The 19,773-nt window shown below is 60.8% G+C and carries 22 protein-coding genes; 16 read left to right on the forward strand and 6 right to left on the reverse strand.

Annotated elements, in window-relative coordinates; genetic code table 11:
* Positions 1–8 precede the first annotated feature (8 nt).
* From argB to U367_RS1000000132600, 3 genes are all read left to right on the forward strand, one after another.
* Positions 9–914 (forward strand): acetylglutamate kinase, encoded by a 906-nt coding sequence (gene argB, locus U367_RS0120940; protein ID WP_017735763.1) that lies wholly within the window; start codon positions 9–11, stop codon positions 912–914.
* Between the two features lie 203 nt (positions 915–1,117).
* Entirely contained in the window at positions 1,118–1,330 is a 213-nt protein-coding gene (locus U367_RS0120945) for a hypothetical protein (RefSeq protein WP_028618475.1), read from the forward strand.
* A gap of 348 nt (positions 1,331–1,678) precedes the next feature.
* Positions 1,679–1,879: a hypothetical protein gene (locus tag U367_RS1000000132600; RefSeq protein ID WP_317135399.1), complete on the forward strand. Its 201-nt coding sequence runs from the start codon at positions 1,679–1,681 to the stop codon at positions 1,877–1,879.
* A 96-nt stretch (positions 1,880–1,975) separates the two neighbouring features.
* Here U367_RS1000000132600 and pyrE read toward each other — a convergent pair whose 3' ends face one another.
* Positions 1,976–2,620, reverse strand: coding sequence for an orotate phosphoribosyltransferase (pyrE, locus tag U367_RS0120960; RefSeq protein WP_028618476.1), 645 nt, complete (start codon positions 2,618–2,620; stop codon positions 1,976–1,978).
* Positions 2,621–2,702: 82 nt separating this feature from the next.
* Between pyrE and U367_RS0120965 the strand changes: the two genes are divergently transcribed.
* A complete protein-coding gene (locus U367_RS0120965) occupies positions 2,703–3,482 on the forward strand; it encodes an exodeoxyribonuclease III (RefSeq protein WP_003195493.1) in 780 nt (259 codons plus the stop codon).
* Positions 3,483–3,540: 58 nt separating this feature from the next.
* Here U367_RS0120965 and U367_RS0120970 read toward each other — a convergent pair whose 3' ends face one another.
* Both U367_RS0120970 and rph read right to left on the reverse strand, forming a co-directional pair.
* A complete protein-coding gene (locus U367_RS0120970) occupies positions 3,541–3,912 on the reverse strand; it encodes a DUF4870 domain-containing protein (protein WP_025856354.1) in 372 nt (123 codons plus the stop codon).
* A 22-nt stretch (positions 3,913–3,934) separates the two neighbouring features.
* Positions 3,935–4,657, reverse strand: a complete 723-nt coding sequence (gene rph, locus U367_RS0120975) for a ribonuclease PH (RefSeq protein WP_016975928.1) — start codon at positions 4,655–4,657, stop codon at positions 3,935–3,937.
* Between the two features lie 185 nt (positions 4,658–4,842).
* Here rph and U367_RS0120980 point away from each other — a divergent pair, with 185 nt between their 5' ends.
* From U367_RS0120980 to U367_RS0121005, 6 genes are all read left to right on the forward strand, one after another.
* Positions 4,843–5,706 (forward strand): YicC/YloC family endoribonuclease, encoded by an 864-nt coding sequence (locus U367_RS0120980; RefSeq protein ID WP_028618477.1) that lies wholly within the window; start codon positions 4,843–4,845, stop codon positions 5,704–5,706.
* Positions 5,707–5,716: 10 nt separating this feature from the next.
* Positions 5,717–6,337, forward strand: a complete 621-nt coding sequence (gmk, locus tag U367_RS0120985) for a guanylate kinase (protein WP_016975930.1) — start codon at positions 5,717–5,719, stop codon at positions 6,335–6,337.
* Between the two features lie 167 nt (positions 6,338–6,504).
* Positions 6,505–6,768, forward strand: coding sequence for a DNA-directed RNA polymerase subunit omega (gene rpoZ / locus U367_RS0120990; protein WP_003176920.1), 264 nt, complete (start codon positions 6,505–6,507; stop codon positions 6,766–6,768).
* A gap of 60 nt (positions 6,769–6,828) precedes the next feature.
* Positions 6,829–8,934: a bifunctional GTP diphosphokinase/guanosine-3',5'-bis pyrophosphate 3'-pyrophosphohydrolase gene (gene spoT / locus U367_RS0120995; RefSeq protein ID WP_016975931.1), complete on the forward strand. Its 2,106-nt coding sequence runs from the start codon at positions 6,829–6,831 to the stop codon at positions 8,932–8,934.
* Positions 8,935–8,956: 22 nt separating this feature from the next.
* On the forward strand, positions 8,957–9,337 hold the full coding sequence (locus U367_RS0121000) for a RidA family protein (protein WP_003176922.1): 381 nt from the start codon (positions 8,957–8,959) through the stop codon (positions 9,335–9,337).
* 56 nt (positions 9,338–9,393) lie between these two features.
* The gene (locus U367_RS0121005; protein ID WP_028618478.1) at positions 9,394–10,137 is read left to right on the forward strand and encodes a hypothetical protein; all 744 of its coding nucleotides are present in this window, start codon (positions 9,394–9,396) and stop codon (positions 10,135–10,137) included.
* A gap of 123 nt (positions 10,138–10,260) precedes the next feature.
* Here the strand turns inward: U367_RS0121005 and U367_RS0121010 are convergent, their stop codons facing one another.
* Positions 10,261–11,112 carry an SDR family oxidoreductase gene (locus tag U367_RS0121010; RefSeq protein WP_028618479.1) on the reverse strand — a complete coding sequence of 284 codons (852 nt, stop codon included), beginning with the start codon at positions 11,110–11,112 and terminating at the stop codon, positions 10,261–10,263.
* 187 nt (positions 11,113–11,299) lie between these two features.
* Between U367_RS0121010 and exbB the strand changes: the two genes are divergently transcribed.
* From exbB to U367_RS0121040, 6 genes are all read left to right on the forward strand, one after another.
* Positions 11,300–12,280 carry a tonB-system energizer ExbB gene (exbB, locus tag U367_RS0121015; protein WP_028618480.1) on the forward strand — a complete coding sequence of 327 codons (981 nt, stop codon included), beginning with the start codon at positions 11,300–11,302 and terminating at the stop codon, positions 12,278–12,280.
* Between the two features lie 6 nt (positions 12,281–12,286).
* The gene (gene exbD, locus U367_RS0121020; protein WP_003195519.1) at positions 12,287–12,712 is read left to right on the forward strand and encodes a TonB system transport protein ExbD; all 426 of its coding nucleotides are present in this window, start codon (positions 12,287–12,289) and stop codon (positions 12,710–12,712) included.
* Positions 12,709–13,458, forward strand: coding sequence for a TonB family protein (locus tag U367_RS0121025; RefSeq protein ID WP_016975935.1), 750 nt, complete (start codon positions 12,709–12,711; stop codon positions 13,456–13,458). Before exbD ends, U367_RS0121025 begins: the two co-directional genes overlap by 4 nt.
* A 143-nt stretch (positions 13,459–13,601) precedes the next feature.
* Complete coding sequence (locus U367_RS0121030) at positions 13,602–14,522, forward strand: hydrogen peroxide-inducible genes activator (RefSeq protein WP_016975936.1); 921 nt, start codon at positions 13,602–13,604, stop codon at positions 14,520–14,522.
* An 8-nt stretch (positions 14,523–14,530) separates the two neighbouring features.
* Entirely contained in the window at positions 14,531–16,606 is a 2,076-nt protein-coding gene (gene recG, locus U367_RS0121035) for an ATP-dependent DNA helicase RecG (RefSeq protein ID WP_025999713.1), read from the forward strand.
* A gap of 210 nt (positions 16,607–16,816) precedes the next feature.
* The gene (locus U367_RS0121040) at positions 16,817–18,217 is read left to right on the forward strand and encodes an aminoacyl-tRNA deacylase and HDOD domain-containing protein (protein ID WP_028618481.1); all 1,401 of its coding nucleotides are present in this window, start codon (positions 16,817–16,819) and stop codon (positions 18,215–18,217) included.
* 80 nt (positions 18,218–18,297) lie between these two features.
* Here the strand turns inward: U367_RS0121040 and U367_RS0121045 are convergent, their stop codons facing one another.
* Both U367_RS0121045 and tagQ read right to left on the reverse strand, forming a co-directional pair.
* Entirely contained in the window at positions 18,298–18,675 is a 378-nt protein-coding gene (locus U367_RS0121045; protein WP_028618482.1) for a hypothetical protein, read from the reverse strand.
* A 124-nt stretch (positions 18,676–18,799) separates the two neighbouring features.
* On the reverse strand, positions 18,800–19,723 hold the full coding sequence (tagQ, locus tag U367_RS0121050) for a type VI secretion system-associated lipoprotein TagQ (protein ID WP_028618483.1): 924 nt from the start codon (positions 19,721–19,723) through the stop codon (positions 18,800–18,802).
* Positions 19,724–19,773: the final 50 nt, after the last annotated feature.

The raw sequence follows: 19,773 nt of genomic DNA on the forward strand, positions 1-19,773 counted from the left end.
AGCCCTGAATGACCCTCGAACGCGAAGCCGCTGCCAACACTGCCAAGGTCCTGTCCGAAGCGTTGCCTTACATTCGACGCTATGTCGGCAAGACGCTGGTGATCAAGTACGGCGGCAATGCCATGGAAAGCGAAGAGCTGAAAACCGGCTTTGCCCGCGACATCGTGTTGATGAAAGCCGTGGGGATCAACCCGGTGGTAGTGCACGGCGGCGGCCCGCAAATCGGCGACCTGCTCAAGCGCTTGTCGATCGAGAGTCACTTCATCGATGGCATGCGTGTCACTGACGCGCAGACCATGGACGTGGTGGAGATGGTCCTCGGCGGCCAGGTCAACAAAGACATCGTCAACCTGATCAACCGTCACGGCGGCAGCGCCATTGGCCTGACCGGCAAGGACGCGGAACTGATCCGCGCGAAAAAACTGACCGTGACCCGTCAGACGCCGGAAATGACCCAGCCGGAAATCATCGACATCGGCCAGGTGGGTGAAGTGATCGGCATCAACACCGACCTGCTGAACCTGCTGGTCAAAGGTGACTTCATCCCGGTGATCGCGCCCATCGGCGTGGGCGCCAACGGTGAGTCCTACAACATCAACGCCGACCTGGTGGCCGGCAAGGTGGCCGAAGCATTGAAGGCTGAAAAGCTGATGCTGTTGACCAACATCGCCGGCTTGATGGACAAGGAAGGCAAGGTGCTGACTGGCTTGACCACGCAACAAGTGGACGAGTTGATCGCTGACGGCACCATCTACGGTGGCATGCTGCCGAAGATCCGTTGCGCGCTGGAAGCGGTGCAAGGCGGCGTGGGAAGCTCGCTGATCCTGGATGGTCGCGTGCCGAACGCGATCCTGCTGGAAATCTTCACCGATACCGGTGTGGGTACGCTGATCAGCAACCGCAAGCGTCCATGATGTAAAAATCTTGAATAGACCGTAGTTTTCGACGGCTCTTTCGGCGACACGTACCTATGTACGAAACCTCCGAAAGAATCGACGAAATCTGCGGTCTTTTTTATGAGAGAGGGAAATGCCCTACCGCAATGATCGAAGCATCCGACATCTTGCCGGCATACATCTGCTTAGGATCTTCCTTAAATCCACAGGAGATCTTCCCCATGCAAAAAACCTACACCCCCTACGGCAGCGACGTATCGGCAGGCACCTATGAGTGTGCCGACTGCGGACGCCACTACAGCAATCAGTCGAAGACTTCCCTTCCACCCTGCCCAAACTTCAAAGCAAGCCCGCACCTGCTGAAAGGCTGGAATATCCTCACCGGCCAGGGTGACGCTGTCGAAGATCCGTACCCGAACCAGCCTTCCCAATAACGGTGGGAGACTGAACCATGCAGATCGCATTCACTATTGATGCCCATACTTTCCAGCAGGAACAGCGGGAGCCGGTCAATAAAACCCTAAAAATTTCCGACAGCGAGATTGCATGCGCGCTATAACGCATCGCCAAAGCACTGTTATGCCAGACGCTGGGCCTGAATGCCGTTGGGTGAAATCGTCGCGGTCAGCGGCCTGCTGCTGACCCTGACCACCTTCATGTTCAACTTGGCGTGGCCCAAGGTACATGATGCATTAGCGATGGATGAGAACTAATCAGGCGCGCAGGCCAGGAAACGTAGCAGGACGAAAGTCATCAATATTTTGCTTGCCTGCGCACTGCCCATGACCAGTACTTTCATGGCGCTGTTTTACGTAAACCTGCCCACCGCGGTCCGTGTCATGAACAGCAGCACACTGGACTTGTGGAACTTCGACGTGGATCGCACGCCGTACGTGCTAGTGGTCCTGGCATTGCGGGTGTTTGCGCTGTTCAATGCCTGGCTCGTCGTGCGACTGATCGATAAATGGCGGAAATTGGGTTAACCGCCAGTCGGGCTGCCGTGTTTCAACGCTCATGAGCGCCATAGCAACCCTGACCCTTATTCCAAAAAAAGGCCCTGTTTTCACAGGGCCTTTTATTTAGACGCCGAACTGCTCGCGGTACGCCCGCACGGCCGGTAGATGCTGCTTAAGCTGTGGGTCGTCTTCCAGGAACTGCAACACTTGGTTCAACGACACAATGCTCACCACCGGAATGCCGAAATCGCGCTCCACTTCCTGGATGGCCGACAATTCACCGTTGCCACGTTCCTGGCGGTTCAGCGCGATCAGCACGCCGGCAGCCTTGGCGCCATCCTGGGAGGCGATGATCTGCATGACTTCGCGGATCGCAGTACCGGCGGTGATCACGTCGTCGATGATCAGCACGTCGCCCTTGAGTGGAGCCCCGACCAGGCTACCGCCTTCGCCGTGGGCCTTGGCCTCTTTGCGGTTGAAACACCATGGCAGATCCTGCCCGTGATGCTCAGCCAAAGCCACGGCCGTTGCCGCCGCCAGGGGGATACCCTTGTAGGCTGGGCCGAACAGCACGTCGAAGGAAATACCGCTTTCAACGATGGCTGCCGCGTAGAAACGACCCAGCTGGGCCAGGGCCGAACCCGAGTTGAACAAGCCTGCATTGAAGAAGTACGGGCTGGTGCGCCCGGACTTCAAAGTGAACTCACCGAAGCGCAAAACGCCGCGATCGATGGCAAAACGAATGAAATCGCGTTGATACGCCTGCATGAAAAAAGCCTCAGATACCACGGATTTAGCTAATTAGGTGGACGGCGTGTATCATACACGCACGCGATTTTTGGGGCCATTTATGCGGATCATCAGTGTGAACGTTAATGGTATTCAGGCTGCAGTCGAGCGTGGTTTGCTCAGTTGGCTGCAAGCCCAGAATGCCGACGTCATCTGCCTGCAGGATACCCGCGCCTCCGCCTTTGAACTGGACGACCCAGCCTTCCAACTGGATGGCTACTTCCTTTATGCCTGCGATGCCGAAGTGCCCACCCAAGGTGGCGTGGCTTTGTATTCGCGGTTGCAACCCAAGGCGGTCATCAGCGGCCTCGGCTTCGAGACAGCCGACCGCTACGGGCGCTACCTGCAAGCCGATTTCGATAAGGTCAGCATCGCGACCTTGCTGCTCCCTTCGGGGCAGAACGGCGATGAAGACTTGAACCAGAAGTTCAAGCTAATGGACGATTTCGCCCGTTACCTGGATAAACAGCGACGCAAGCGTCGCGAGTACATTTATTGTGGCTCGCTGTACGTGGCGCAACAGAAGCTGGATATCAAGAACTGGCGCGACAGCCAGCAATCCCCGGGTTTCCTGGCGCCGGAACGTGCCTGGATGGACGAGATTGTCGGCAACATGGGCTATGTGGATGCCCTGCGCGAAGTCAGCCGCGAAGGCGACCAGTACAGCTGGTGGCCAGACAACGAACAAGCTGAGATGCTTAACCTGGGCTGGCGTTTCGACTACCAGTTGCTCACCCCAGGTCTGCGCCGGTTCGTGCGCAGCGCACGCCTGCCGCGCCAGCCACGCTTCTCGCAGCACGCGCCGCTGATCGTGGACTACGACTGGACATTGACCATCTAAGGTCTTTTTCCAGGCACAAAAAAACCGACATCGCTGTCGGTTTTTTTGTGGGTGCTCATTATTTGATCAGGCGCCAGGTCAAGGGGTAGCGATAAACAATCCCCTTGTTGGCCTTGATGCTGCCAATGATAGTCAGCACCACTGTGGCGATCGCCAGGGCAACCATCAGGAAAAAGCCAATCACTGCAAAAGCCAGCACGATGCAAGCGATCCAGGCGATGGCCACGGTGATCTGGAAGTTCAGCGCTTCCTTGCCCTGATCATCAATGAACGGGTCCACTTCTTTCTTCATCTGCCACAGGATCAGTGGCCCCACGACGCTACCGAAGGGGAACACGAAGCCCAGAAACGCCGCGAGATGGCACAACATTGCCCCCTGGCGCACTTCGTAGGAAGGCGTAGGCACCGGCATTTGGCTGTTGTCATTCATGGCGTTTCTCCTTGAAACGGGCTCAGTCAGCCAGGGCGGCGTTCTGCAGCTCGAAGATTTCGGTCATGCCTTTCTGGGCCAGGGCCAGCATGGCGTTCAGCTCGGCCGGCTGGAATGGCGCGCCCTCGGCGGTGCCCTGTACTTCGATGAAACCACCGGTGCTGGTCATGACCACGTTCAGGTCGGTCTCGGCAGCCGAGTCTTCCAGGTAGTCCAGGTCCAGCACAGGCTCACCCTGATACATGCCTACCGATACCGCAGCAATCATCTGCTTGAGCGGGTCACCGCCTTTCAGGCCGCCACGCTTCTTGATCACTTTGAGTGCATCAACCAGGGCCACCATGGCGCCGGTGATGGACGCAGTACGGGTGCCGCCGTCGGCCTGGATCACGTCGCAGTCGACATACAGGGTCACGTCGCCCAGCTTGGACATGTCCAGGGCTGCGCGCAGGGAGCGGCCGATAAGACGCTGGATTTCCAGTGTACGGCCGCCCTGCTTGCCACGGCTGGCTTCACGCTGGTTACGCTCACCGGTGGCGCGCGGCAGCATGCCGTACTCGGCGGTCAACCAACCCTGGCCCTGGCCTTTGAGGAAACGCGGCACGCCGTTTTCGACGCTGACGGTGCAGATGACCTTGGTATCGCCAAACTCGACCAGTACAGAACCCTCGGCGTGTTTGGTGTAGTTGCGGGTGATGCGGATCGAGCGGAGCTGATCGGCAGCGCGACCACTTGGACGTTTCATAGGGAGACACCTGTACTGAGGACGAAAAACTGCCGAGCATTATAGAGCCGCGAGCCGTTTCGGGGCACTGCTAAAAAATTCGGTTACGAATGCTCGGGTTTGGGCGTGTCCGCCCCACTGCGCTACAATCCTGCGCCTTCTTAATCATCAGCCCGTGTTTGCGGGCTGCAACGCGAGGTACCTCCATGGTGCACAGCATGACCGCCTTCGCCCGCGTCGAAAAAGCCGGCGTCCAAGGCACCCTGAGCTGGGAACTGCGCTCGGTCAACAGCCGTTACCTGGAGCCGCACCTGCGCCTGCCGGAGTCGTTCCGCGATCTCGAAGGCGCCGTGCGTGAAGCACTGCGCCAGGGTATTTCCCGCGGCAAGCTGGAATGCACCCTGCGTTTTACCGAAGAAACCACCGGCAAGGCCTTGCAGATTGACCGCGACCGCGCCGCGCAACTGGTCGCCGCAGCCGAAACCATCGCCGGCCTGATCAAGCAGCCGGCCGCGCTCAACCCACTGGAAGTGCTGGCCTGGCCCGGTGTACTGGTGGCCGACGCCACCGACCCGCAAGCCCTTAACGCCGAAGCGCTCGCCCTGTTCAACCAAGGCCTCAAGGAGCTGAAAGCCGGCCGCGAGCGCGAAGGCGCCGAGCTGGCGCGCTTGATCAGCGAGCGCCTGACCGCCATTGAAGCAGACGTTGTCACCCTGCGTGAACTGGTGCCGCAGATGCTCGCCAGCCAGCGCCAGAAGGTGCTCGACCGCTTCACCGACATGAAGGCCGACCTCGACCCCACGCGCCTGGAGCAGGAAATGGTCCTGTTGGCGCAGAAGAGCGACGTTGCCGAAGAGCTCGATCGCCTGAGCACCCACATCCTCGAAGTGCGCCGCGTGCTCAAGTCCGGCGGTGCCGCCGGTCGGCGCCTGGACTTCCTGATGCAGGAACTCAACCGCGAAGCCAATACACTGGGCTCCAAGGCGTTCGACCCGCGCAGCACCACGGCGGCGGTCAACCTCAAAGTGTTGATCGAGCAGATGCGCGAACAAGTACAGAATATTGAGTAAGGCAACCTCCATGACCCACAGCACCGGCACCCTGTACATCATTTCCGCCCCTTCGGGCGCGGGCAAGAGCAGTCTGGTCAAGGCCCTGACCGACGCTGACGAGCAGATCCGCATTTCGGTTTCCCACACCACCCGCGCCATGCGTCCGGGTGAGGTAAACGGCGTGCACTATCACTTCGTCGAGCGCACCGAGTTCGTCAAGATGATCGAACACGGCGACTTCCTGGAGCGTGCCGAAGTGTTCGGCAACCTCTACGGCACCTCGCAAAGCCACCTGCAGCAGACTCTGGATGAAGGCCACGACCTGATCCTGGAAATCGACTGGCAGGGCGCCGAGCAAGTGCGCAAGCTGATGCCCCAGGCGCGCTCGATCTTCATCCTGCCGCCTTCGCTGGAAGCCTTGCACCAACGCCTGACCAACCGTGGCCAGGACAGTGACGAGATCATCGAAGGTCGTATGCGTGAAGCCGTCAGCGAAATGAGCCACTACGTCGACTACGACTACCTGATCATCAACGACGATTTTGCCCACGCACTGGACGATTTGAAGGCGATTTTCCGCACCAATCAGCTCCAGCAAAAGCGCCAGCAACAGCGTTTCGGCAAATTACTGGCCGAACTGCTCGGTTGATTGGCTCTTCCCAAAACCGCTGCAAGGGCTTTACATTGGCACTTGTAGCGGTTTTGCGAGGGCCTGCGAAAAATCAGCGCTTCCCTAAACGCTGGTGATTTTTTAAACTGTTTAGTCCGCTCGCCCAACCGGGCAGCGCGCATCTTGCATTCGCTCCGAGGAATACCATGGCCCGCGTAACCGTTGAAGACTGCCTAGAACACGTGGATAACCGCTTTGAGCTGGTCATGCTCTCTACCAAGCGTGCCCGTCAACTGGCCACTGGCGGCAAAGAGCCCCTGGTCCAGTGGGAAAACGACAAGCCTACCGTTGTAGCCCTGCGTGAAATCGCTGAAGGCCTGATGAGCTACGAGTTCATCGCCAACGCTGAAATCGTTGAAGACGAACCGCTGTTTGCAGCGTTCGAGGACGAGTCCAACGAGGCCGTCTAAGCCTATGCCTGGTCGACGTAGCACGGCGCGGGGTCACAGCCAACGGCAGGAGTTCACACTTTGCCGAGCATAGACGCCCTCGCCGATCGCTTATCGGCCTACCTCGGCCCAGACCAGGTCAACCTGGTCCGCCGAGCGTATTTCTACGCCGAACAAGCCCACGACGGCCAACGCCGGCGTAGCGGTGAGGCGTATGTCACCCATCCTCTTGCGGTGGCAAATATTCTTGCCGACATGCACATGGACCATCAGAGCCTGATGGCCGCGATGCTGCATGACGTGATCGAAGACACCGGCATCGCCAAGGAAGCGCTCAGCGCACAATTTGGCGAAACCGTGGCCGAACTGGTCGACGGGGTCAGCAAACTGACCCAGATGAACTTCGAGACCAAGGCTGAAGCCCAGGCGGAAAACTTCCAGAAGATGGCCATGGCCATGGCCCGCGATATCCGGGTGATTCTGGTCAAGCTGGCCGACCGGCTGCACAACATGCGCACGCTGGAGGTGCTGTCCGGCGAAAAACGCCGGCGCATCGCCAAGGAAACCCTGGAAATCTACGCGCCCATCGCCAACCGGCTGGGCATGCACGCCATTCGTATCGAATTCGAAGACCTCGGTTTCAAAGCCATGCACCCGATGCGTTCGGCGCGCATCTACCAGGCGGTCAAGCGCGCCCGGGGCAACCGCAAGGAAATCGTCAACAAGATCGAAGAGTCCCTGAGCCATTGCCTGGCGATCGACGAGATCGAAGGCGAGGTCAGCGGCCGGCAGAAACACATCTACGGCATCTACAAGAAGATGCGCGGCAAGCGTCGGGCCTTCAACGAGATCATGGACGTGTATGCGTTCCGGATCATCGTCGACAAGGTCGACACCTGCTACCGCGTGCTGGGCGCTGTACATAATTTGTACAAACCGCTGCCGGGGCGCTTCAAGGATTACATCGCGATTCCCAAGGCCAACGGCTACCAGTCGCTGCATACCACGCTGTTTGGTATGCACGGGGTGCCGATCGAGATCCAGATCCGCACCCGCGAAATGGAAGAGATGGCCAACAACGGCATCGCCGCCCATTGGCTGTACAAATCCAGCGGCGACGAGCAGCCAAAAGGCACCCATGCCCGTGCCCGCCAGTGGGTCAAGGGCGTGCTGGAAATGCAGCAACGTGCCGGCAACTCCCTCGAATTTATCGAAAGCGTGAAGATCGACCTGTTTCCGGACGAGGTCTACGTGTTCACGCCCAAAGGCCGGATCATGGAGCTGCCCAAAGGCTCCACGGCGGTCGACTTTGCCTACGCCGTGCACACCGATGTGGGCAACAGCTGCATCGCCTGTCGGATCAACCGTCGTCTCGCGCCGCTGTCCGAACCGCTGCAAAGCGGCTCCACGGTCGAGATCGTCAGCGCACCGGGCGCACGCCCGAATCCGGCATGGCTCAACTTTGTGGTCACCGGCAAGGCGCGCACGCACATCCGCCACGCCTTGAAACTGCAGCGCCGCTCCGAGTCCATCAGCCTGGGCGAACGCCTGCTGAACAAGGTGCTCAACGGTTTCGACAGCGCCCTGGACAAGATTCCTACAGAGCGCGTGCAAGCGATGCTCCACGAGTATCGCCAGGAAACCATCGAAGACCTGCTGGAAGATATCGGCTTGGGCAACCGCATGGCCTACGTGGTCGCCCGCCGCCTGCTCGGCGAAGGCGAACAATTGCCAAGCCCCGAAGGTCCGCTGGCGATTCGTGGCACCGAGGGCCTGGTGCTCAGCTACGCCAAGTGCTGCACGCCGATCCCGGGCGACCCGATTGTCGGCCATTTGTCGGCGGGCAAAGGCATGGTGGTGCACCTGGACAACTGCCGCAACATCACCGAAATCCGCCACAACCCGGAAAAATGCATCCAGCTCTCGTGGGCCAAGGATGTCACCGGCGAATTCAACGTCGAGTTGCGGGTGGAGCTGGAACACCAGCGCGGCCTGATCGCCCTGCTCGCCAGCAGCGTCAACGCAGCCGACGGCAATATCGAGAAGATCAGCATGGACGAACGCGATGGTCGCATCAGCGTGGTCCAGTTGGTGGTCAGCGTTCACGACCGCGTGCACCTGGCCCGCGTAATCAAGAAACTGCGTGCCTTGACGGGTGTGATCCGCATCACTCGCATGCGCGCCTAAGCCACATTACAAGGAGTCATTCATGACCAAGACTGTTATCACCAGCGATAAAGCCCCGGCCGCCATCGGCACCTACTCCCAGGCGATCAAGGCAGGCAACACCGTCTACATGTCCGGCCAGATTCCACTGGACCCAAAGACCATGGAACTGGTTGAAGGCTTCGAAGCACAGACCGTGCAGGTCTTCGAAAACCTCAAGTCGGTGGCCGAGGCTGCCGGCGGTTCGTTCAAAGACATCGTCAAGCTGAACATCTTTCTCACCGACCTGAGCCACTTCGCCAAGGTCAACGAGATCATGGGCAAGTACTTCGAACAGCCTTACCCAGCCCGCGCCGCCATCGGCGTTGCCGCCCTGCCAAAGGGTGCACAGGTTGAGATGGACGCGATTCTGGTCATCGAGTAAAACACCCGGCGCAGCCCCCATAGGCTGCGCCGACTTCGTTTTAAAAGGATTTCATGATGCGCAAAGCGCTTGTAGCCTCATCACTGCTCGCCCTGTTGCTCGGCGGCTGCGCCAGCAACCCTGCCGACCGGGATGTGAGCGGCACCTGGATCAACCAGGTCGCCGTCGATGCGGCGGCCAAAGGCGGCCCTTTGCGTGAAGCCCTGCAGAGCTTTGGCCCGAACCTCGAATGGGAGGTCAATACCAAGGCCTCGCAGGCACGCTACTACAACGGTTTTGAAGTAGCGGAAGGCAAATTGCTGGGTGAAAAGTCCGGCGCGTGGAGTGTGGACTTCTACGGCAGCTCCGCCACCGAACTCAAGCGCAAAGGCAAACAGCTGCTGCAAGTGGCCAACGACAACGAGCCGGAACAGCTGTTCGCTCGCCCCAAAGAGCCCGCACCGGAAGGCGCGCCACTGGGCGCAAACTTCGAGCGTGCGCTGTACGCCGCTTATATGGGGGGTGACTGGAAGATCCTCGACGGTTTCGGAAGCGGCGCCATCGTGCAATTCCAGGCCAACGGCAAGGTCGCTGGCCTGCCGAATGTCGATCAGTACTCGCTGTGCCTGGCGGGCGATTGCGCGTCCATGAGCGGTGGCTACGACAGTATCTGGCTGCAGTTGAACGGCCAGGGCAACCCGTGGATTTTTGTGCGCAAAGGCAAGCAACTGGAGATCTTCCAGGCGATCAATACCGCACAGGCGGATGAGGTGCCTTCGTTTACGCCAGGGCCTCGCCAGTGGTTGCTTGAAAAGCAATAAGCAGCCGAACGCGTATCCAAATGTGGGAGCGGGCTTGCGCGCGAAAGCGGTTTATCAGAAGCACATTCAGTGACTGACACAGCGCTTTCGCGAGCAAGCCCGCTCCCACATTTTCACCGCATTTCAGCCTTTCAGGATCGCCGCGTAGCCCTCGCGGTAAGTCGGGTACGTCGGCACCCAACCCAACGCCTTGATACGCGCATTGCTGCATTGCTTGCTGCCAGCACGCCGCACACTCGCGTCATCAGCCCATTCGGTCACACCCAGATACTCACGCAACCAATCCACCACCTCGGCCAGCGGCGCAGGCGCATCATCGACGCCGATGTAGACCTTCTCCAGCGAGCCGCCCTTTTCCACATGATGCAACAAAAACGCCAGCAAACCCGCTGCGTCATCTGCGTGAATGCGGTTGCCATATAAAGGTGGGTCGATTGCCACGCGGTACCCTTGGCGAACCTGGGTCAACAGCCATTCGCGGCCCGGTCCATAGATACCAGTCAGCCGCACAATGCTGGCGGGGATGCCACTGTCGAGCGCAACTTGCTCAGCCTCCAACATTACTTGCCCGGAATAACCCTTCGCCTGAGTCTTCGACGTTTCGTCGACCCACTCGCCATTTTGCTGCCCGTAGACGCTGCTGCTGGATACAAACAGCAGGTGCTTAGGCTCCTGCCCGTAGTCGCCCAGCCACTCCAGCACATGTTTCAGCCCTTCAACATAAGCAGCGCGATAGCCGGCTTCGTCATGGTCCGTCGCGGCAGCGCAGTACACCAGATAATCCACCCCGCCGATCGGCCAGGTGTCAGGGCAATCCTTGTTGAACAGGTCACCGGCAATACCGATCACGCCCTCGGGCAGCCGCGAAATATCGCGGCGCAGGCCATGAACCTCCCACTCCGAGTCGAGCAACTGGCTGGCCAGCCGGCTCCCTACATCGCCACAGCCGGCAATCACAACAGAAGGCGCAGACATCACAAAACTCCGTACTGAAAGGTCTAGGTTAGCCCTCGCGAGTGACCGACGGCCAGAAAAAGGGCAAATAAAGTAACTGTATTACTTCTGTTAACAAGAATTACTTGCAATAATAACCGCCCATTTGTCCTCGACCCCTTGGGTCTGGAAGGACGATCACTCATTTTTTCTCTCAGGTCCGGCCAGCATGACACGTAATACAACCCCCGCTTCGCCAACCAAGCTTCACAGCCCATCCCGCGCCTGGCGTGCGAGTGCTGCGCTGCTGTTCAGCGTACTGCTGGCACCGACCGCCGCCTTCGCTGACGCCGCCGCACCCGCCACCCCGGCTGCCGCCGAGCAAAATGCCGCGGCACCGGCAGCTCCAGTGGCTGCGCCGGCCGCCACCGACCCGGCCCTGGCGGCTGACCCAGCCTCCGCCGAAGACACCGGTGTGGTGCTGGAAGAAGACAACACCCTGGGCATGGCCCATGACCTGTCGCCGTGGGGCATGTACCAGAACGCTGACGTGGTGGTGAAAGCCGTGATGATCGGCCTAGCCATTGCCTCGATCATCACCTGGACCATCTGGATCGCCAAAGGCTTCGAGCTGCTGGGCGCCAAACGTCGTCTGCGCACTGAAATCGTCCACCTGAAAAAGGCTACCACCCTCAAGGAAGCCAGCGAAAGCGCGACCAAGAAGGGCACCCTGGCCAACACTCTGGTGCACGACGCGCTGGAAGAAATGCGCCTGTCGGCCAACACCCGCGAAAAAGAAGGCATCAAGGAACGTGTGGCCTTCCGCCTGGAGCGCCTGGTGGCAGCCTGCGGTCGTAACATGAGCAGCGGCACCGGCGTGCTCGCAACCATCGGTTCTACCGCGCCGTTCGTCGGCTTGTTCGGTACCGTGTGGGGCATCATGAACAGCTTCATCGGCATCGCCAAAACCCAGACCACCAACCTTGCCGTCGTTGCCCCTGGCATCGCCGAAGCCCTGCTGGCGACCGCCCTGGGCCTGGTTGCCGCGATTCCTGCGGTGGTGATCTACAACGTCTTCGCCCGTTCGATTGCCGGCTACAAAGCCCAGGTATCGGACGCGTCGGCAGAAGTCCTGCTGCTGGTCAGCCGCGACCTCGATCACCTGCCTACCGAGCGCAGCTCGCAACCGCACATGGTGAAAGTGGGGTAATCGGCCATGGGCCTGCATTTGAATCAAGGCGACGACGAACTCGTCGAGAACCACGAAATCAACGTCACGCCGTTTATCGACGTGATGCTGGTGCTGCTGATCATCTTCATGGTGGCGGCACCGTTGGCGACCGTGGACATTAAGGTCGACCTGCCCGCATCCAGCGCCAAACCTGCGCCACGGCCAGAGAAACCGATCTTCCTCAGCGTCAAGGCGGACCAACGCCTGTTCCTGGGCGAAGAAGAAGTCAAAGCTGAAACCCTGGGCCCGGTGCTCGACGCCAAGACCCAAGGCAAGAAAGACACGACGATCTTCTTCCAGGCTGACAAGGGCGTGGACTACGGCGACCTGATGAGCGTGATGGATGCCCTGCGGGCAGCCGGCTACCTCAAGGTCGGCCTGGTCGGACTTGAGACGGCAGCCAAGAAATGATCACGACGCGCCACAAACTGACGCGTTATGGCACCAGCCTCGCCGTCGTACTGGGCGTGCATGCCGTCGCGATCGCTATCGCGCTTCATTGGTCCGCGCCGCGCACGGTGCAGTTGCCGCCGGCTGCCATGGTCATCGACCTGGCACCGATGCCAGCCCCGCCGCCGCCAGCGCCGCCCAAGGTGGTAACGCCGCCGCAACCGCCTGCACCGGTGGAAGAGCTGCCCCTGCCGAAACTGGCCGAGGCACCCAAGCCAACGATCCAGGTGCCCAAGCCGGTCAAGCCCAAGCCTAAACCGCAGCCGCCGAAGCCTGTGGAGAAGAAGATCGAGCCGCCCAAGGAGAAACCCTCCGAGGATCCGCCGAGCGACGCTCCGCCGACCCAAGCACCGGCTGAGAAATCGGCCCAACCTGTACCAGGCCCTTCTCCGCAGCAAATCGCAGCGAAGGCTTCCTGGGAAGGCACGCTGCTGGCTCACTTGCAGAAGTACAAAAAGTACCCGCCAGGCGCGCAGGCCCGTGGCAAGGAAGGCCTGAACCGCCTGAAGTTCGTGGTGGATGCCGAAGGCAACGTGCTGTCCTACGAGTTGGTGGGCCGCTCCGGCAACGCCGACCTGGACCGCGCCACGCTGGACATGATCCGTCGCGCCCAGCCACTGCCCAAGCCACCGGCAGACATGCTCAAAGGTGGCAGCATCGAGATCGTTGCACCGTTCGTGTACAACATCGAGAAGCGTCGTCGCTGAAAAATGAAGGTGGTGAGGGGCAACCCTTACCACCTTCAGCAAAATCTGCGTAACTCCCCGCTCAATCCCCAGCAAAGTTCTGATAACGTGCGTCTATCGATTGCAGCCGGTATGCTTGGCCCGCAACCTCATGGACGCCCGCTATGACTCTTACAGAATTACGCTACATCGTTACCCTCGCCCAAGAGCAGCACTTCGGCCACGCGGCCGAGCGTTGCCATGTCAGCCAGCCGACGCTGTCGGTGGGCGTGAAAAAGCTTGAAGACGAACTCGGTGTGCTGATTTTCGAGCGCAGCAAGAGCGCCGTGCGCCTAACGCCTGTGGGCGAAGGCATTGTGGCCCAGGCCCAGAAGGTGCTGGAGCAGGCGCAGAGCATTCGCGAACTGGCCCAGGCCGGCAAGAACCAGCTGACCGCACCGCTGAAAGTCGGCGCCATCTACACCGTCGGCCCGTACCTGTTCCCGCACCTGATCCCGCAACTGCACCGCGTCGCGCCGCAGATGCCGTTATATATCGAAGAAAACTTCACCCACGTGCTGCGCGACAAACTGCGCAACGGCGAGCTGGACGCGATCATCATCGCCCTGCCGTTCAACGAAGCGGACGTGTTGACCCTGCCGCTCTACGACGAGCCGTTCTACGTCTTGATGCCCGCTTCCCACCCGTGGACGCAAAAGGACACCATCGACGCCGGCCTGCTCAACGACAAGAGCCTGCTGCTGCTGGGCGAAGGCCACTGCTTCCGTGACCAGGTATTGGAAGCCTGCCCGACCCTGACCAAGGGCAACGACGGCGCCAAGCACACCACCGTGGAATCCAGCTCCCTGGAAACCATCCGGCACATGGTCGCCTCCGGCCTGGGCATTTCGATCCTGCCGCTGTCGGCGGTGGACAGCCACCACTACGCCCCCGGCGTGATCGAAGTGCGCCCACTGACGCCGCCAGTACCGTTCCGTACCGTGGCGATCGCCTGGCGCGCCAGCTTCCCACGACCGAAAGCGATTGAGATCCTCGCCGATTCGATCCGCCTGTGCTCGGTGGCCAAGCCGACGGCTGCGAGCTAAGCAACGGTATGACTGAGCTGTCGCAGGTGTCGGTGACGGCACTCAAGGGTGTCGGTGAAGCCATGGCCGAGAAGTTGGCCAAGGTCGGCCTGGAAAACCTCCAGGACGTGTTGTTCCACCTGCCCCTGCGCTATCAGGACCGCACCCGCGTGGTGCCCATCGGCCAGTTGCGCCCTGGGCAGGACGCGGTGGTCGAAGGCACGGTCAGCGGCGCCGACGTGGTGATGGGCAAGCGTCGCAGCCTGGTGGTGCGTCTGCAGGATGGCACCGGTGGCCTGAGCCTGCGCTTCTACCATTTCAGCAACGCGCAGAAAGAAGGCCTAAAACGCGGCACCCGCGTACGCTGCTACGGCGAAGCGCGGCCTGGTGCATCGGGCCTGGAAATCTATCACCCGGAATACCGCGCCATTACCGGCGATGAACCGCCGCCAGTCGACACCACGCTCACACCGATCTACCCGCTCACCGAAGGCCTGACCCAGCAACGCCTGCGCCAGCTGTGCATGCAGACGCTGACGATGCTCGGCCCGAAAAGCCTGCCCGACTGGCTGCCGCTGGAGCTGGCCCGCGACTATCAACTGGCGTCGCTGGACGATGCGATTCGCTACTTGCATCACCCGCCTGCCGATGCCGATGTCGACGAGCTGGCGCTGGGTCATCACTGGGCCCAGCACCGCCTGGCGTTTGAAGAACTGCTGACTCACCAACTCTCCCAGCAGCGCCTGCGCGAAAGCATGCGTTCCCTGCGTGCGCCGGCGATGCCCAAGGCCACGCGTTTGCCCGCGCAATACCTGGCCAACCTGGGCTTTGCGCCGACCGGCGCCCAACAACGCGTCGGTAATGAAATCGCCTACGACTTAAGCCAGCAGGAACCCATGCTGCGCCTGATCCAGGGCGATGTGGGCGCAGGCAAGACCGTGGTCGCCGCTCTCGCCGCCTTGCAAGCGCTGGAAGCTGGTTACCAAGTGGCGTTGATGGCGCCCACCGAAATTCTTGCCGAGCAGCACTTCATCACCTTCAAGCGCTGGCTCGAGCCTCTGGGCCTGGAAGTGGCGTGGCTGGCCGGCAAGCTCAAGGGCAAGGTACGCGCAGCGGCTCTGGAGCAGATTGCCGGTGGTGCACCCATGGTGGTGGGCACCCACGCGCTGTTTCAGGATGAAGTGCAATTCAAGAATCTGGCGCTGGTGATCATCGACGAACAGCATCGATTCGGCGTGCAGCAACGCCTGGCCCTGCGCCAGAAAGGCGTGGGCGGGCGCATGAACCCGCACCAGTTGATCATGACCGCCACGCCGATCCCGCGCACCCTGGCGATGAGCGCCTACGCCGACCTCGACACCTCGATCCTCGACGAACTGCCGCCCGGCCGGACGCCGGTCAACACCGTATTGGTCACCGACACCCGACGTGTCGAAGTGATCGAGCGCGTGCGCGGCGCCTGTGCCGAAGGGCGCCAGGCGTACTGGGTGTGCACGCTGATCGAAGAGTCCGAGGAGCTGACCTGCCAGGCTGCCGAGACCACCTTTGAAGACCTCACCAGCGCCTTGGGCGAGCTCAAGGTCGGCCTGATCCATGGCCGCATGAAGCCCGCAGAAAAAGCCGCCGTGATGGCCGAATTCAAGGCCGGTAACCTGCAACTGTTGGTGGCTACCACGGTGATCGAGGTCGGTGTGGACGTACCCAACGCCAGCTTGATGATTATCGAGAACCCCGAGCGCCTTGGCCTGGCGCAACTGCACCAGTTGCGCGGCCGGGTCGGCCGGGGCAGCGCCGCCAGCCATTGCGTGCTGCTCTACCACCCGCCGCTGTCACAGATTGGTCGCCAGCGCCTGGGCATCATGCGTGAAACCAACGACGGTTTTATCATTGCCGAAAAAGACCTCGAGCTGCGCGGCCCCGGTGAAATGCTCGGCACCCGCCAGACCGGCCTGCTGCAATTCAAGGTCGCCGACCTGATGCGCGACGCTGACCTGCTGCCGGCCGTGCGCGATGCGGCGCAAGCGCTGCTCGAACGTTGGCCGGATCATGTCAGCCCATTGCTGGACCGCTGGCTACGCCATGGGCAGCAATACGGCCAAGTGTGACGCCTGACTTTGTAGGAGCGAGCTTGCTCGCGAAGCGCGTTAACGATGACGCGGACACCGGGGAATGAACGCGGTGACCTGGGATATCTTCGCGAGCAAGCTCGCTCCCACAGAGGTTCAGCGCCAACCGCGTCACAAACAACAGTTAACCGACCAACACTTGTATCAAGCTGGTTATACTTCGTGGACTGTAAGAAATTGGATCAGGCCATGTCAGAAGTTGCCCTCGCCACAGCCCCACTGACCGCCCCGCCGGTCATTCGGGCTCTGCTCGCAAAACTCGCCATCCCCTACACGGAAGTCACCGACCTACCGGGCCTGAATCCTGCGCGAAAGGTCCAGGCCGTGTTGCTGGAAGACGCGGTGGGCGCACTGATGGTGCTGTTCCCGCAGAACCAATTGCTCGATCTCAACCGCCTCGCCGAACTCACCGGTCGCCGCCTCACGGCAGTATCGCCGGATCGCGTCGAACGCATGCTGGGCAAGCACGAACTGACCCTGTTGCCAGGCCTGCCGCCGCTCACCAGTTCGCCGTGCCTGTACGAAGGCAGCCTGCTCAACGAGCCGAGCCTGCTGGTGCATTCGGGCGAAGCCGGGGTGCTACTGGAAATACCGACCGACACGTTCAAGACGATGCTGACCAAGGCCAGCGCCGGCCACTTCGGCGAGCCGCTGAGCAACATCCGCCCCAACCTTGACCGCCCGAATGATGACCGCGAGGAAATTACCCAGGCGATGCAGGCATTCACCGCCCGCCGCATCCAGCAACGCCTGGAAGCGACCATCGAGATTCCACCGCTGGCCGACACGGCGCAGAAGATCATCAAGCTGCGTGTCGACCCGAATGCCACCATTGATGACATTACCGGCGTGGTCGAAACCGACCCCGCTTTGGCTGCGCAAGTCGTGAGCTGGGCCGCGTCGCCCTACTACGCGTCGCCGGGCAAGATCCGCTCCGTGGAAGACGCCATCGTGCGCGTGCTGGGTTTTGACCTGGTGATCAACCTGGCGCTGGGCCTGGCATTGGGCAAGACCCTGAGCCTGCCCAAGGATCACCCGCACCAGTCCACACCCTACTGGCACCAGTCAATCTACACCGCCGCCGTGATCGAAGGCCTGACCCGCGCTATGCCCCGCGCCCAGCGCCCGGAAGCCGGCCTGACCTACCTCGCGGGCTTGCTGCACAACTTCGGTTACCTGCTGCTGGCTCACGTGTTCCCGCCGCACTTTTCGCTGATCTGCCGTCACCTAGAGGTCAACCCGCACCTGTGCCACAGCTATGTCGAGCAACACCTGCTGGGCATCAGCCGCGAGCAAATCGGTGCGTGGCTGATGCGCTACTGGGACATGCCGGATGAACTGTCCACTGCCCTGCGCTTCCAGCACGATCCGACCTACGATGGTCAGTACGCTGAATACCCGAACCTGGTGTGTCTGGCGGTACGCTTGTTGCGCAGCCGTGGGATTGGCTCCGGGCCGGATGAGGCGATTCCGGATGCGCTGCTTGAGCGTCTGGGCTTGAGCCGTGACAAGGCTGAGGAAGTGGTGGGCAAAGTGCTGGATGCCGAGGTGCTGTTGCGCGAGTTGGCGTCCCAGTTCAGCCAGGGCTAACCCACCACCTGTTACATCGCCATCGCCGGCAAGCCGACTCCTACAGATTTTGTGTAGGAGCCGGCTTGCCGGCGATGAATTCAACCCTTCTTTTTCTTCGGCTTCAAATACTTGGTCAACCCCTGGAACCAGATCACCAGCGCCGGGTTGCCCTTGATCTGGATCGACTTGTCCTGAATCCCCGTCATGAACGCCAATTGCTTGTTCTTCGCCTGCATCGTGGCGAAGCCGTAGGCCGCATCTTTAAAGGCGATGGCGAACGCCGGCGAAGGGTGAACACCCGAACGGCTGGTGATGCGCTGGTCTTTGACGATGAAGTGACGGGCAACCTTGCCGTCGAGGGTCTGCAGCTGGAAGGCCAGGTCTTTGTCACCCAGTTGCTGCTGGAAGGCGGGATTGGTGCGGCTGGCTTTGCCCATCATCAGGCCCAGCACCCACAGGAGAAGACGAAATTTCATGCACACGGCCTCGGTGTAATTATTGAGTGGCCGCAGCAGTTTAACGATTTGCTAAAAGAACGCCACCGATCTAGCGCATTAGCGGAAGATCGGCTGGCGTTTGACGCTTATAGCAGCATGTTACTTAAACGTTAGGGCAAGGTACCGGTGCCCAGTCGGCCAGGTTCGGATCACGGCAGCTGCCTTCGAGCTGGGCCTTGCCGGCACTGGCGACCTGCTTGCTTTCAGCTTGCTTGGCCTGCACGGTCTGAATGCTCTTCTCGGTGGTGACAGCTTCTTTCGGCACGACTGGCAGAGCCTGCTTTTTCGCAACCTTGACCGGCTTCTTGCCCTTGGCCGGAGCGACCACAGGAGCGGTGTCGGCGGTCGCCACGGTCACCACGTCGTTACGCTGCACGCCCACTTGCTGCAGGTCTTTCTCGTAGGCCTGGGTGTAGTTGTTCAGGTCTTCGCTGGCCTTGCCGTTGACCGCAACGATCAGGTCATTGGATTCCTTCAGGCCTGCCACGATTTCCGCCAGGCGCTTGCGGCCTTCGGTGTCGTTGACGGTTTTGGCCTTGCGGTCGGCCACCAGCTTGGTGAACGCGCTCTGGTAGCACTGTTGCGACGCTTTGGCGTACGCGGTGCTGCGGTCGATGTCGGACGCGCTTTTGTTGAAGTCGGTGGAGTAGGACGCAATGCGCTGGTTGTCATCGCTGATCTGCTTCTGGCGCTCGGTGTAGTAACCCGCCGCGCCGCCGGCCAGGGCGCCGCCCGCTGCACCGATGGCGGCGTTACGGCCGCGCTTGTCGGAGTCGCCGGTCAGGGCGCCCAGCAGTGCACCGCCGGCCGCGCCGATGGCTGCGCCGGTGACGACCGACTTGGTCATGTCCGAGTCAGTCGCACGCAGGTGCTGCACCGGCTCGTAGCAGTTCGGGTAGTACTCGACCTTGGTGCTCGACGCGACCTTAGAGGCCGGCGACGTGGCACAACCGGTCAACACAGTGCTGAAACCGGCCGCGATCAGCAGCAAGTGACGCTTGGAAACCGCCTTACGGGAAAAAAGCATAGGTGTGTTCTCGTTTAAGTTTGACTTGCCCAGCACGGCCCACCGCCGCC

Origin of the sequence: Pseudomonas canadensis, from assembly GCF_000503215.1 — a bacterium.
Lineage (GTDB): Bacteria > Pseudomonadota > Gammaproteobacteria > Pseudomonadales > Pseudomonadaceae > Aquipseudomonas > Aquipseudomonas canadensis.